This is a genomic window from Exiguobacterium flavidum, from assembly GCF_003344535.1.
Taxonomy (GTDB): domain Bacteria; phylum Bacillota; class Bacilli; order Exiguobacteriales; family Exiguobacteriaceae; genus Exiguobacterium_A; species Exiguobacterium_A flavidum.
On record NZ_QPKS01000001.1, the window covers coordinates 288,652 to 301,998 of the forward strand.

At 54.6% G+C, this 13,347-nt stretch carries 13 protein-coding genes and 1 tRNA gene; all 14 read right to left on the bottom strand.

Annotated elements, in window-relative coordinates:
• Nucleotides 1-5 precede the first annotated feature (5 nt).
• The 14 genes from DFG60_RS01415 to racE all read right to left on the bottom strand — a co-directional run bounded on the left by DFG60_RS01415 (nt 6) and on the right by racE (nt 13,320).
• Complete coding sequence (locus tag DFG60_RS01415) at nt 6-869, bottom strand: polysaccharide deacetylase family protein (protein WP_114569936.1); 864 nt, start codon at nt 867-869, stop codon at nt 6-8.
• Nucleotides 866-1,327 (bottom strand): poly-beta-1,6-N-acetyl-D-glucosamine biosynthesis protein PgaD, encoded by a 462-nt coding sequence (gene pgaD, locus DFG60_RS01420; protein WP_114569937.1) that lies wholly within the window; start codon nt 1,325-1,327, stop codon nt 866-868. The genes DFG60_RS01415 and pgaD overlap by 4 nt, the downstream gene beginning before the upstream one ends.
• The gene (pgaC, locus tag DFG60_RS01425; protein ID WP_232818579.1) at nt 1,288-2,469 is read right to left on the bottom strand and encodes a poly-beta-1,6-N-acetyl-D-glucosamine synthase; all 1,182 of its coding nucleotides are present in this window, start codon (nt 2,467-2,469) and stop codon (nt 1,288-1,290) included. The genes pgaD and pgaC overlap by 40 nt, the downstream gene beginning before the upstream one ends.
• 298 nt (nt 2,470-2,767) lie before the next feature.
• The gene (gene yihA, locus DFG60_RS01430) at nt 2,768-3,349 is read right to left on the bottom strand and encodes a ribosome biogenesis GTP-binding protein YihA/YsxC (protein ID WP_114569938.1); all 582 of its coding nucleotides are present in this window, start codon (nt 3,347-3,349) and stop codon (nt 2,768-2,770) included.
• A 1-nt stretch (nt 3,350) separates the two neighbouring features.
• On the bottom strand, nt 3,351-5,660 hold the full coding sequence (lon, locus tag DFG60_RS01435) for an endopeptidase La (RefSeq protein ID WP_114569939.1): 2,310 nt from the start codon (nt 5,658-5,660) through the stop codon (nt 3,351-3,353).
• 71 nt (nt 5,661-5,731) lie between these two features.
• Nucleotides 5,732-6,997: an ATP-dependent protease ATP-binding subunit ClpX gene (gene clpX, locus DFG60_RS01440; protein ID WP_114569940.1), complete on the bottom strand. Its 1,266-nt coding sequence runs from the start codon at nt 6,995-6,997 to the stop codon at nt 5,732-5,734.
• Nucleotides 6,998-7,222: 225 nt separating this feature from the next.
• Nucleotides 7,223-8,515 (bottom strand): trigger factor, encoded by a 1,293-nt coding sequence (gene tig / locus DFG60_RS01445; protein WP_114569941.1) that lies wholly within the window; start codon nt 8,513-8,515, stop codon nt 7,223-7,225.
• A 111-nt stretch (nt 8,516-8,626) separates the two neighbouring features.
• The gene (locus DFG60_RS01450; RefSeq protein WP_114569942.1) at nt 8,627-9,730 is read right to left on the bottom strand and encodes a hypothetical protein; all 1,104 of its coding nucleotides are present in this window, start codon (nt 9,728-9,730) and stop codon (nt 8,627-8,629) included.
• 31 nt (nt 9,731-9,761) lie between these two features.
• The gene (locus DFG60_RS01455; RefSeq protein ID WP_114569943.1) at nt 9,762-10,289 is read right to left on the bottom strand and encodes a hypothetical protein; all 528 of its coding nucleotides are present in this window, start codon (nt 10,287-10,289) and stop codon (nt 9,762-9,764) included.
• A gap of 103 nt (nt 10,290-10,392) precedes the next feature.
• A tRNA-Arg gene (locus DFG60_RS01460) sits at nt 10,393-10,466 on the bottom strand.
• Nucleotides 10,467-10,521: 55 nt separating this feature from the next.
• Nucleotides 10,522-11,040, bottom strand: a complete 519-nt coding sequence (locus tag DFG60_RS01465; protein ID WP_114569944.1) for a metallophosphoesterase family protein — start codon at nt 11,038-11,040, stop codon at nt 10,522-10,524.
• A gap of 117 nt (nt 11,041-11,157) precedes the next feature.
• Nucleotides 11,158-11,757: an XTP/dITP diphosphatase gene (locus tag DFG60_RS01470; protein ID WP_114569945.1), complete on the bottom strand. Its 600-nt coding sequence runs from the start codon at nt 11,755-11,757 to the stop codon at nt 11,158-11,160.
• Entirely contained in the window at nt 11,754-12,509 is a 756-nt protein-coding gene (gene rph, locus DFG60_RS01475) for a ribonuclease PH (protein WP_114569946.1), read from the bottom strand. Before rph ends, DFG60_RS01470 begins: the two co-directional genes overlap by 4 nt.
• A complete protein-coding gene (gene racE, locus DFG60_RS01480) occupies nt 12,496-13,320 on the bottom strand; it encodes a glutamate racemase (protein ID WP_269801280.1) in 825 nt (274 codons plus the stop codon). Before racE ends, rph begins: the two co-directional genes overlap by 14 nt.
• Nucleotides 13,321-13,347 lie beyond the last annotated feature (27 nt).

The following is a 13,347-nucleotide window of genomic DNA, read 5'->3' on the forward strand; positions in this document are numbered from 1 at the left end:
TCTCCTCATTTCAGGGTCTGCTGTTCAATCCAAGGAAGCACGGTACGTGTGAAGGTCTCAGAATCGACGAGCACCCTGTTTTGGTAAAAGGCATTCGTTTCTTGCGTGATCGCTGAAGGGTTGAGTATGAAAGCTGTCTTGAAACCGGTCTGCTCGACGATTTGCGTCGTCTTCGCATCTGCATTGCCAAATGGGTAAGCAAACGACAGCGGAGCCGCACCGAGTTCCCGCTTCATGACGGTCCTGCTCCTCTCAAGGTCGGCCGCGAATTTCTCTGCGCCCTCCTCATCCAAAAACACAGCTTTGTCTTCTTTCAGGTAGTGCATATCGAAGGTGTGAGAACCGAACGTGACGAGTCCGCTTTCCTGCATCTCCCTCAATTCAGCCCAGCCTGCAAGCCGCATGTTTTGAAAGTCTTCTGCACCGACATGACCGGCAATCAAAAAGACCGAGAACGGGACATCATTCTCTCTCAGTACCGGATAAGCGTTCTTGACCAGCGTCTCATCCCCATCGTCGAAGGACAGCCACACACATCTATCCGGGAACGTCCCTGTTTTGCGGTGGTCTTCGAGCTCGGATTCCGAAACGAACTTCACTCCTCTGTCCTTCATCGCCTTGATCTGCTGTTCGAATTCATCTGTGTAGACCGTGTATCGCTTCAACTCGTCCGAAGCCGTCAGCCTTTCGACCGTCCTGTTCCAAAAAGTCGGCTCCTGGATGCGATGGTAGTTCAAGCCGAGACATGCCTGTTCGGATGTAATGGCACTTGCATCGACGTCTTCCGTCTTCCCCTCGAGAGTCGCCCATTTGAAGGCGAATAGTCCGGCGACGACTAACAGCAACAGTGGAATCGTGTAACCCTTCATACCTTGCGCTCCACTTTCGCCAAATCCTTGACGGGGTTGCTCTCGAAGACGATGACTCGTTCGGATTGCAGGCGGAGGATCGTCTCCTCTGGAATCAGTCCAAGTTCCGCAAGCTCTTCCATCGTGACCGGAGCCGGATAAGTCCTGCGTTTTCGACTTCCGAAATGTTTCTTGTTATACAGCTTCCAAAAATATAGGACGATGAAGGCAAAGAGGAATAGAGCTGTGCCGAGCAGGAGAAAGTTTCTCAATTCTGCATTGTTGACCTTGAATGCCGTCTTGACGCTCGATATCCACGGATCGTTCAAACCAATGACGGCACTCATAAAAAGCCAGACGACGACAGCCGTATAAAGCCACATGACACCCGTGAAAAACGTCGCAATGATCCGTCTTGCGACACCTTGTTCAGAATGAATCACAAACTGCTTCGTTTCCCTCGATCCGGACTGGTCCATGTCGCATAGCCTCCTCTCATGCGTGCATTGACTGCTTTAGGCGCCGCAGCGATCACGACGAACGTGTTGAGCATCCAGTAGATCGCTGGATACCAGGCAGCCCATAGATAGTATTTCAGTACATTGTCATACTTCGCATCGTTCTTCAAGGAGACCAGCAACTGCAAATGGCTGAGCAGGACGAGGACGAATGAAGTGAACGTGAACCAGATCAGCATCTGCTGGAACGTCTCAGCCGTTGCGAACAGATACGCCGTGACAAGAACCCAGGCGAACGCCCAAAGCACGCTGACGACTTGTTCGATATAAATCGGCCAGAGTCTTCTCTGACGCCAATCGAGGAAGATATCCCAGTGCCGTAAAATCACTTCTTGTCCGCCTTGAGACCATCTGACGCGCTGATTCCAGATCCCGGATATCGTCTCAGGGACGAGCATCCAGCAGAGGGCCCTCGGCTCATAGCGCACATCGAAGAAGTTTCGCTGCAATTTCCACGACACGGCGATGTCCTCCGTCACCATGTCCCGGTCCCATAGTCCCACCTTAACGAGCGCTTTCTTTCTGAAGGCGACGATGACGCCTGACACTGTCATCACCTTTCCGAGAATGCGTTGTGTGCGTTTGATTGATCCGATGATTGAAGCATACTCGACGATCTGCATCCGGCTGAGTAGCGTATCACGATTTCGGATACGCGGATTTCCCGTCACAGCACCGACACGTTCGCCATCCTTCAAAAAATGCTGTATCAAGTAAAATGGGGCGTCCGGGTCAAGCAACGCATCTGAGTCGACACAGAGTAAAAACTCTGAACGAGCGGCATGTGTCGCGATATGTAAGGCATTCGCCTTCCCTTTGTTCTCCTGACAGTCGATCACCCGAAGTGCCGGATAGCGCGCTGAGAGCTCGACAAGCAATTCCCCTGTCCGGTCGCTGCTTCCGTCGTTGATGGCGATGATCTCATATCGAGGATAATGGAGCTGATCCAGATTCGCTATTGTTTCCTCGATCGTCTCCTCTTCGTTATAGCACGGGACAAGAATACTGATTTCCGGCCATTCGACTTCCTCAAAATCCTCGATTCGCCTACGTTCCCGGTAAACCGAAAACAGAAGTGCGCCGGCCATCCATAAGAGGGACATAAGGAACGGATACCAGAACACGAATTCCGCAAGCACTCGCATAAAAGGTGAAAACGTATCAAAGAAATCCAATGTTATGTTCCCCTTTCTTTTCCAAGATAGTATGTCAATCTTACATTTTCGCCCTTCAAAATGGAAGTCCCTCCGCACATCGCCTTTCGGCACCTTCCACGCTTCCAGGCTTCCGCTGAAAGTCGAGAAAAAAAGCCGCCGTTCCTGTTTAGAAAAACAGAAACAGACAGCTAATTATTCTTCGCTATCGCTATCGGCCGCTTCGAATCGAGTCAGGACGATTTTTTCAGAGCAGACGATAGATCGCTTCCCACGCTTCATCGCGTCCTTCGCCCGTCTCGGCGGAGAAGGTGATGAAGACGTCCTGTCCATCGAACTGGAGCTTCCGCTTGATTGCAGAGATATGCTTGTCGCGCTGGCTCCGTTTGATCTTGTCGAGCTTCGTCGCGACGAGGATGACCGGGATGTTGTAGTACTTCAGGAAATCGTACATCGTCACATCGTCAGCGGACGGTTCGTGACGGAAGTCGACGAGCAGGACGACACCTTTAAGGATTTCCCGCGAGGTGAAGTACTTCTCCATCATCTTGCCCCATGCTTCGCGTTCCGTCTTCGAGACTTTCGCGTAGCCGTAACCCGGGACATCGACGAACGTCACTTCATCATTGATGTTGAAGAAGTTGAGCGTCTGCGTCTTCCCCGGTTTCGAGGACGTGCGGGCGAGCGCCTTCCGCTGGACGAGCTTGTTGATGAACGACGATTTACCGACGTTCGATCGGCCTGCAAGCGCAATCTCAGGGAAAAGCGGTTCCGGATAATGTTCCGGCGTCACACCGCTCGTAATAAAATCAGCTTTGTAAATTTTCATGTCAATCTCCTTTAAATGCGTGCTTCAGCACTTCTTCCATCTTACTGACGGGCACGAACGTCATCGTCTGACGGACGCTTTCCGGGATATCGTCGATGTCACGTTCGTTGTCCTTCGGCAAGAGGACCGTCGTCAAGCCTGCACGGTGTGCGGCAAGCGACTTCTCCTTCAATCCGCCGATCGGCAGGACGCGTCCGCGAAGCGTGATCTCACCGGTCATCCCGACGTCACGCCGGACCGGGCGCTTCGTCAGTGCCGAGATGAGCGCCGTCGCGATCGTGATACCGGCTGACGGCCCGTCTTTAGGCACTGCGCCTTCCGGGACGTGGATGTGGACATCGCGTGATTCATAGAAGTCCGGATCGATTCCGAACTTCTCCGCGTTGGCACGGACGTAGCTGTAGGCCGTCTGCGCAGACTCCTGCATGACGTCGCCAAGCTTACCGGTCAGTTGCAGTTTTCCTTTGCCTGGCGCAAGGCTGACCTCGATCGTCAGCGTGTCGCCTCCAAATGCAGTATACGCTAATCCGGTCACCGCGCCAACCGTATCCTCAAGTTCCCCCTGCCCGTAACGGTAACGCGGCTTGCCGAGGAAATCGACGAGGTTGCGCTTCGTCACCGTGACACGCTTCTTCTCGCCCATCGCGATCTGCTTCGCTGCCTTTCGGCAAATCGCGCCGATCACACGTTCAAGATTACGGACACCGGCTTCCCGCGTGTAGCGGCGGACAGCTTCCTGCAACGCTTCCGGCTTCACCGTCAGCTGGCTCTTCTTCAAGCCGTGTTCCTTCAGCTGCTTACTGAGGAGATGGCGAATCGCGATCTCTGTCTTCTCCTGTTCCGTGTATCCACCGATCTGGATCAACTCCATCCGGTCGAGCAGAGGGCCTGGAATGTTCGACACATCGTTCGCCGTCGCGATGAACAGGACGTTCGACAGGTCGAACGGCTCCTCGATATAGTGGTCGGAGAACGAGTTGTTCTGTTCCGGATCAAGCACTTCGAGCATGGCGGACGAAGGATCGCCTCTGAAATCGTTTGACATCTTGTCGATCTCATCGAGCAGGAAGACCGGATTGTTCGTCCCCGCCTGCTTGATGCCGCGGATGATCCGGCCAGGCATCGCACCGATATACGTCCGGCGATGACCGCGGATCTCCGCTTCGTCCCGCACCCCGCCGAGCGAGACACGGACGAATTTTCGTTCGAGCGCCGTCGCGATCGAGCGGGCGAGTGACGTCTTCCCGACTCCCGGAGGTCCGGCGAGACAGAGGATCGGTCCACGGAGCGAGTCCGTCAGCTGGCGGACGGCGAGGTATTCGAGAATCCGCTCTTTGACCTTCTCGAGGCCGTAATGGTCCTCATCGAGCTGTTCCGAAGCCGAAGCGACGTTCAGGAAGTCTTCCGTCGCGTCATTCCACGGCAAGGAGAAGAACCACTCGAGGTAGTTCCGGATGACACCGTGCTCCGGGCTCGTCGCCGGGACGACGGCAAGCCGGTTGATCTCCTTCTCGATGTTCGCGACCGTCGTCTCAGGTAAGTCGAGCAAGGCGAGCTTCTCTTTGTAGTTCGCGGCATCACTCTCCGCCGAGACGGACTCTCCGCCGAGTTCCTGCTGGATCGTCTTGAGCTGTTCACGCAAGTAATACTCGCGCTGCGACTGTTCGATCGTCTTCTTCGTCCGCTCCCGCATCTCCCGTTCGAGTTCGACGACCTCGTATTCATGCTTCATCACTTCAAGGAGCATCAGACCGCGTTCGACAGGGTCCTGTTCCTCGAGGAACTCCTGCTTCTTCGCGACGTCGACCGGAAGCTTCGACGTGATGTAGTCCGTCAATGCGTCAAGCCGCTCATACGTCTCGTAACGGCGGCGCTCATCCGTCCCGATTCCCTTGATCCGGGTGACGAGCTGACCGAACTGTTCCTTGATGATGCGGACGAGTGCCTCCTGCTTCGCGCCTTTGACTTCCGGACGCTCGATCGGCTCGACTTCAGCGACAAGGCCGTCTTCCGTCTCCTCGACATGTTTGATCTTGACCCGTTCCTTTCCGATGACACGTACACGGACCGTCTCATTCCCGAGTTCGCTCATCTTCGCGATTTGAACGATCGTACCGACCCCGTAAAGTCCTTTCGCCGACGGTTCTTCTTCCGCATCGATTTGCGTCGCGACGACGAGGTCGATGTTCTGCTCCTTCGAGGCGAGCAACGCCTTGAGCGAGATCGGGCGCCCGACATCGATCGTCAAACCGATCAATGGGTAGGCGACCACTCCACGAAGCGGGAGCAATGGATATTGTTTCGTCTTCATCAAAAATCCCTCCTAAACAAAAAGGCTCAGAAGGCAGCCAACATTAGCCTCCGAGCCCGTCTGTCACGGTGTTACGCCGTTTCTTTTTCCGTTCCGTGTTCAATCGTGCCGTCTTTGAGCTCGAGCGTCGGACCGCGTTTACCGGTCATCGTCTCAGCTGTGATGACGACTTTCGCGATGTCATCGCGCGACGGGATTTCGAACATGATCTCAAGCATCGTCTCCTCGATGATCGAGCGCAGTCCGCGTGCCCCAGTCTTGCGCAAGATGGCAAGCTTCGCGATTTCGATCAATGCCTCGTCCGTGAAGTCGAGTTCGACATCGTCGAGTTGAAGCATCTTCTTGTATTGTTTGATCAGGGCGTTCTTCGGTTTCGTCAAAATTTCGACGAGAGCGTGCTCATCGAGCGGCTCAAGCGTCGCCATGACAGGCAGACGACCGATGAACTCCGGAATCAATCCGAACTTCTGCAAATCTTCAGGAAGCGCCGCTTGAAGGATCTCCTTCTGCGTAAGCGAACGGTTCTCCGAATCATGACCGAAACCGATGACTTTCTTACCGAGACGGCGTTTGATCGCCTGCTCGATGCCGTCGAATGCTCCACCGACGATGAAGAGGATGTTCGTCGTATCGATCTGGATGAATTCTTGATGCGGGTGCTTACGTCCGCCTTGTGGCGGTACGCTTGCGACAGTACCCTCGAGGATTTTCAGCAGCGCTTGCTGCACACCTTCACCTGAGACGTCACGCGTGATCGAAGGGTTCTCCGACTTGCGCGCGATTTTATCGATCTCATCGATGTAGATGATACCTTTTTCAGCCTTCTCGACGTCATAGTCGGCAGCCTGGATCAATTTGAGCAGGATGTTCTCGACATCCTCCCCGACATAACCAGCTTCCGTCAGACTTGTCGCGTCAGCGATCGCGAACGGGACGTTCAAGATGCGTGCCATCGTCTGAGCGAGGAGCGTCTTACCGCTACCTGTCGGCCCGATCATGACGATGTTCGACTTCGACAGCTCGACGTCATCCGCGCGCCCGCCGGCGTTGATACGCTTATAGTGATTGTACATCGCGACGGACAAGGCTTTTTTCGCCTTTTCCTGCCCGATGACATAATCGTTCAATGTCGCCCGGATCTCTTGCGGTTTCGGGACATTCTTCAGCTCTACTTCTTCTTCTGTGCCAAGCTCTTCTTCGACGATCTCATTGCAAAGCTCGATACACTCATCACAAATGTAAACGCCAGGTCCAGCCACAAGTTTTCTCACTTGTTCTTGTGTCTTTCCACAGAAAGAACACTTCAACTGACCTTTTTCTTCGTTGAATTTAAACATAAAGGTCCACCCCTTCAACGTGGAAATTGTGCGGACACCTCTAGCGTCCGATCTCACGTTTTACTAATACTGATTGTAGCATGAACAGCGAATCGCTTTCAAATCTTGGACTGACCAAAATGTACCACGCAGCAGATTCGATTCTGTCCTTCTTTGACCTATATCGTACAAAAAAAACGACTCCTTGACCAGAAATTGGTCTTGGAGTCGCCATTTGAACAGGAATTACTTCGCTTTCGCGTTGTCGACGAGAACGTCGATCGCTTTACGGAATTGAAGATCTCCTTTGAGTGTATCGAGTCCGCCTTGTGGTGCAAGCATCGTCTCGAGTTGATCCGCAGGGATGTTGTAGAGCTCAGACATCGAAGCAAGTTCAGCTTTCGCTTCTTCTTCCGTCACTTCGATCTTCTCTTCAGTGACGATCTGCTTGAGGACGAGGCGTGCTTTGACGCGCTCTTCCGCTTGCTCTTTCATCTCTTCGCGCATTGCCTCTTCCGTCGAACCAGTCAACTGGAAGTACATGTCGAGGTTGATGCCTTGCGACTGGATGCGTTGTGTGAACTCTTGGATCATGCGCTCCACTTCGTTCTCGACCATCACTTCAGGAAGGTCGACCTTCGCGTTCTTCGTCGCAGCTTCTACGAGCTCATCGCGCATCGAAGCGTCTGCTTCTTGCTTGCGTGAGTTCTCGAGACGTGTACGGATTTTTGCTTTCAACTCGTCGAGTGAAGACACTTCTTCGTCCATGTCCTTCGCGAACTCGTCGTTCAGCTCAGGAAGCTCTTGCGATTTGATTTCGTGGATCGTCACTTTGAATGTGACAGCCTCTCCAGCGAGATCTTCTGCATGGTACTCAGCAGGGAAAGTGACGTCGAGGTCTTTTTGATCGCCTGCTTTGAGACCGATCATTTGCTCTTCGAAGCCTGGGATGAAGTTTCCAGAACCGATGACGAGCGTGTAGTTCTCAGCTGTGCCGCCTTCGAACTGCTCTTCACCTTTGAATCCTGCGAAGTCGAATACGACTGTGTCGCCTTCTTCGATCGCACCGTCTTCTTTGACGACGAGCTCAGCGCCGCGCTCTTGAAGCGTCTTGAGTTCAGCGTCTACATCTTCGTCAGAAACGTTCGTTTCGACAGCTGTATACTCGAGGCCTTTGTACTCACCGAGTTCTGCCTCAGGTTCGATGACGAATGTCACCTTGAAAGCGACCGGTTTGCCTTTTTCAAGTGTCTCGACATCGATGTTGTCGAGTGCGATTGGCTCCATGCCAGACTCGACGACAGCTTGTTCGATCGTGTCTTTGTAGAGGATGTCGAGTGCATCTTGGTAGAGTGCCTCTTCACCGTACATTTTGTTGAACATTGCGCGTGGCATTTTCCCTTTACGGAATCCAGGCGTGTTGAGTGTCTTGACGACCTTCTTGAACGCTTGGTCTACCGCTTTATCGAATGCTTCAGCAGGCGCTTCATACGTGAGGACGCCGAGGCTACCTGATTGTTTTTCCCATTTTGCAGTCATGCTAAGTCCCTCCAAAATTGTCAATTAGCGTACGTTTGTGTACAACAAGACACATTATAGCACAGACGTCACTTTCATTTCCACTTGATTACTTGCCCGGATTCATTCCACTTAGGCGGTCTGCCAGAAGTACCGGAATTCTTCCAGGACAGCCGACAAGGCCTGCTCGAAATAGGCGAGGTCATCGCCTTCCTTCCGGCGCTTCTTCTTCGTCAATTCATCGAGTCCCATGAACATCTCGAGCGCAAACGCGAACTCCATCATGTTCTGTCCCGAAAGGTCGATCACTTCAGGGAACAGGTAAGTTTCGAGCATGTCGTACATCACGATCACCCGCGAGGATTCTTCCTCCGCCTCTTCCTCGTCGAAGTTCCCGTCCTCGATCTCTTCCTGCATCTCCTCTTCGACGCGTTCCTCGACTTCGACACGCTGCATCATCGAACCAAAGAGGTGTTCCTGCAGGTCCTCGGCGGATTTGAATTCGTATCTGAGCCCGGAATGGCGGCGCTTAAGATTGATCGGCCCGGCATATTCCGTGTACGACAGTGCGAACAGGAGATGCCGCAGCACGAGGAGCGACTGTTTGCTGATACCGGCGTCTGCGACATAGCGCTTGACGATGAAATCCGTGAACGCCTCGCCTCTTAAACGGAGGTCCATGCTGTTCAGATAGAGCACCTGCACCTCGATCGGCTCCTCGGCCAGAACGCGCATCAGCTCCTCGTCCGAGATGTCCCGGACCGGTTTTGACGGGTCGAACAGCAACGGCCCGTCGAGCAGATCCCGTTCAACCTCCGTCAGCTCATGGTCCGTCATCCCGTCGAAAGGATTGTGATCGACAGAGCGCGAAGTATCGGGTTTTTCCGCCCACTCAAGTGCCCGCTCGACTTCAAGCGCTAAGGCGTAAGGAAGATGTAGACCGTGGTTCATCAGGAGCGCCCGGGTCGAACGTTTCTCGAAACGCTCGCGCGCGAGCAACCCCTCGATGATCGTCCGTCCGTAAAAATCCCCCTGCCGGTCGATGAGTTCTTCGTACTCCTCGAACAAGTCGTTCGTCTCGTAGAAGGGACGGATGATGCTCAAGATATAGAGCCGGTCATCATCGCTCACCTCTGCGTCGAGCGATGCGATGAACATATCCTTCTCCGCCGTCGAGAACATACTCGCTCTCATGCACTCCGTTGCATAAGCTTCGGGCATCCATCTCTTTCCCATATCAAAAACCTCCTGGTCGGTTACGTCATAGTCAGTTCATGAACGGGCTGAGCAGGTCGGTCCACTTGCTGATCGATTCCTTCAGCTGCCCCGCCTGTTCGAGTCCCATCTGGTTGAGCGAATCGAGCGAGACCGGATTTTCAAACAGGTTCGAGATGTCCTGCGCCTGATTGACGTATCCTTCGAGCTGTCCGCTCAACTCCTGGAGTTCGGCCGGAGGACTCTCCAGTCCTTGCAGGCGTTCATCGATCTTCGCCAGTTCCGTGTTGAACGACTCGACCGTCCCGTTCTGCTTCAGCTTGTCAAGTTGCGCCTCGAATGCGGCTTGCGGATCATTCGACTGGCGCGCGCTCTCAGCAGCCTGCTCGAGCTCTGCCGCCATCTCGCCCGTCAGTCGCAGTGTATCGTTCGCGATGTCCTTCAAGTCCCCGGCGTAGCCGAAGCTTTCCTTCGCGTTCGTGACCTTCTCCTTCGCATCGTCTACCGTCTGAGTCACCTCACCGCATCCCGCGAGCATCGCCGACACGGCAAGAACAGCGCCTAATTGCTTCCACCTCATTGATCGGTCTCCCTTCAAGAAAAAGCTGTTTGATACCCTCATCATAACAGAAAAACAAAAAAAGAGGCTGCCTCCGTAAAGGCAACCTCTATTTTAATTATAGCGTCCCAAGAGGGATTCGAACCCCCGACCGACGGCTTAGAAGGCCGTTGCTCTATCCGGCTGAGCTATTGGGACGTGTCAACACGAATAAACTATACTAGAACAATTGTTTCGTGTCAATCACTTGGCGTCATTTCGTAAGCGGCCAATCTCCATCTAAGTAAAGCGCATTGATTTCCTCGCCTGTCGTGTCAAAGAAATGGACTGTGAATCGTCCGTCCTTCACCTCGAGCAACGCATGCGTCTTGTCCGGACGATGACGGGGCATCCGGATCGATCCCGGGTTGATGAAAAGGACACCGTCTTGCACCGCGGCACCGGCGACATGGGTATGTCCGAACAGGACGACGTCCGCACCGCGTTCGAGCGCCTTGTAACGGAGCGTGTTCAAGTCGTACTTGACGTCCTGGCGATGTCCGTGGATGCAGAAAATCTTCCCGAAATCCGTCTCTTCGACCAGCTCGTCCGGGAAATCGTTGCCGTAGTCACAGTTTCCTTTGACGACGCGGTATGGATAAAGGCATTCCGCTCCCCCGTGCAGCTGCGAGTCACCGCAATGGAAGGCGAGATCCGCATCACGGTGTAGCTCGAATACATCTTTCAGTTCCTGTTCAAGGCCATGGCTGTCGCTGACGATCAATACTTTCATCAGAAGTCGGGCGTCTCAAGTTCTGCGCACAGAAGAGAACGCCCGCACCTCCTTTCTAGTCGGAGTATTTTAGAAAAACGATTCGTCTGGCTGTACACATGATACTAAAAAGTTGGATCAGTTCTCTTCGAGGAACGGACGCAATTGGTCTCCGAGCAGTCGCAGCGCGTTGCCGCGATGGCTGATCGCCGCTTTCTCATCCTTATTCAATTCCCCCGCCGTCCGTCCAAGAAACGGGATATCGAATAAAGGATCGTAGCCGAATCCGTTTGAGCCGCGCGGCTCCTCATTGATCCGTCCCTCGAGCGTCCCGCGCACCGTCAACGTCTCACCGGTCGGCTTCGCAAGTGACAGCACACAAACGAAGCGGGCCGAACGGGCCTCACCTTCGACTCCTGCAAGCTTCTCGAGCAATAAGGCGTTGTTCGCCGCATCCGATTTCGCTTCTCCCGCGAAGCGGGCCGAGTATACTCCAGGCGCACCGTCAAGCGCATCGACTTCCAGCCCCGAGTCGTCCGAGAGTACAGGCACGCCGAAATAGCGGGCCGCCTCACGGGATTTCAGTTCCGCATTCTCCTCGAAGGTGACACCTGTCTCGTCCGTCTCCGGCGCGTCCGGATGGTCCAGAAGCGATTCGACCGTATAGCCGAGCTGTCCGAGCATAGCCTCGAGCTCTCTCACTTTCCCGGCATTCCTTGTCGCTACGATGATCTTCATGGTGTCTCCCCCAATTCTTCACCGACGTACCACCAGGATGCGCCTAGCGCCGCTTGTCCAGCTTCTAGGAGCGCCGTGACTCCTTGCTCCCCGAGATCGAGCATCTCGAGCATCTCACGGCGCGTGAACGTCGCTTCCTCGCCTGTCCCTTGGACCTCGACGAACTTGCCGGACGACGTCATGACGACATTCATGTCGACTTCTGCCATCGCGTCCTCCTCGTAGGAAAGATCAAGCAGGATTTCACCTGCATGCTTCCCGACGGAGACGGCTGCGATTCCCTCCCTGATCGGTGTATCAGCAAGCTTTCCGCTCTGTATGAGTCGGTCGACTGCCAGCACTAACGCGAAGAATCCGCCCGTGATCGCCGCCGTGCGTGTACCGCCATCGGCCTGCACGACATCACAATCGACCCAGACCGTCCGTTCGCCGAGCCGTTCGAGATCGACTACCGAGCGAAGAGCGCGGCTGATCAGACGCTGGATTTCCATCGTGCGCCCCGTCTGCTTGCCGCGGACGGATTCGCGTGCCGTCCGCTGTTCCGTCGCCCGGGGCAGCATGGCGTACTCAGCATTGATCCAGCCCTGTTTCTTTCCACGAAGAAACGGAGGAATCTTCTCCTCGACCGTCGCCGTACAGATGACACGCGTATCCCCGATCGAGATGAGAACGGATCCTTCCGCATGTTTGTTGATATGAGGGATGATCTCGACCTTCCTCATCTCGTCTCTGTTTCTGTTATCTGAACGCATTCACATCGCCTTCTTTCCCTAGTTTCAAGCGCTTCGCCCGGACGGTTCGACCGAGCCAGTCCGATGCGATCCGGTCGAACGCCTCGACGTCGCCTGTCGCATGGAAGTCATGTTCCGGAACGTCGAGCCGTTCCGCCTCCATGTCGCTGTAATCAAGCAACGCCGCTGCTTCGAGCGCTGTCTCGTCGCCTGACGAAATCAACTTGATGTCCGGTCCCATCACCTTGCCGATGACTGGCGCAAGGATCGGATAATGGGTGCATCCGAGGATGAGCGTATCCATCGGTTGACCGATCAGCGGCGCGAGCGTGCTGCGGACGACGCGCTCGACGTAATCCCCTTCGATCTGTCCGGACTCGACGAGCGGGACGAACGGAGGGCACGCGAGTGAGCGCACTTCGATTTGCCCCTCGACGTGTTTGAGCGACCGGACATAGGAATTGCTTTCGACCGTCATCTTCGTTCCGATGACGCCGATCTTTTTCGAACGCGTCACTTTGACGGCGGCGCGCGCACCGGGATCGATGACACCGATGACCGGGATGTCGAGCTTCGCCCTCGCCTCTTTCAGGACGACCGCGGTCGCTGTGTTACAGGCGATGACGATCAGCTTGACGTCCGCGGCGACGAGGAAGTCGATCATCTCCCACGTGAATTCCCTGATTTCGTCTTCAGGGCGCGGTCCGTACGGACACCGCAATGTATCTCCGACATAAATGATCTGTTCGTGCGGGAGTTGCCGCATCAATTCACGGGCGACGGTCAGACCGCCGACTCCGGAATCGAGCACCCCGATAGCCCTGTTCTTCACAAGCGTCACACCTTTCACTTTCAATCC

Coding starts and splice junctions, on each gene's coding strand:
- rph (WP_114569946.1), bottom strand. CDS start 12,509: ATGCGTTCAGATAACAGAAACAGAGACGAGATGAGGAAGGTCGAGATC.
- DFG60_RS01450 (WP_114569942.1), bottom strand. CDS start 9,730: ATGGGAAAGAGATGGATGCCCGAAGCTTATGCAACGGAGTGCATGAGA.
- lon (WP_114569939.1), bottom strand. CDS start 5,660: ATGAAGACGAAACAATATCCATTGCTCCCGCTTCGTGGAGTGGTCGCC.
- pgaC (WP_232818579.1), bottom strand. CDS start 2,469: ATGTCCCTCTTATGGATGGCCGGCGCACTTCTGTTTTCGGTTTACCGG.
- tig (WP_114569941.1), bottom strand. CDS start 8,515: ATGACTGCAAAATGGGAAAAACAATCAGGTAGCCTCGGCGTCCTCACG.
- DFG60_RS01470 (WP_114569945.1), bottom strand. CDS start 11,757: ATGAAGATCATCGTAGCGACAAGGAATGCCGGGAAAGTGAGAGAGCTC.
- DFG60_RS01415 (WP_114569936.1), bottom strand. CDS start 869: ATGAAGGGTTACACGATTCCACTGTTGCTGTTAGTCGTCGCCGGACTA.
- DFG60_RS01455 (WP_114569943.1), bottom strand. CDS start 10,289: ATGAGGTGGAAGCAATTAGGCGCTGTTCTTGCCGTGTCGGCGATGCTC.
- clpX (WP_114569940.1), bottom strand. CDS start 6,997: ATGTTTAAATTCAACGAAGAAAAAGGTCAGTTGAAGTGTTCTTTCTGT.
- yihA (WP_114569938.1), bottom strand. CDS start 3,349: ATGAAAATTTACAAAGCTGATTTTATTACGAGCGGTGTGACGCCGGAA.
- pgaD (WP_114569937.1), bottom strand. CDS start 1,327: ATGGACCAGTCCGGATCGAGGGAAACGAAGCAGTTTGTGATTCATTCT.
- DFG60_RS01465 (WP_114569944.1), bottom strand. CDS start 11,040: ATGAAAGTATTGATCGTCAGCGACAGCCATGGCCTTGAACAGGAACTG.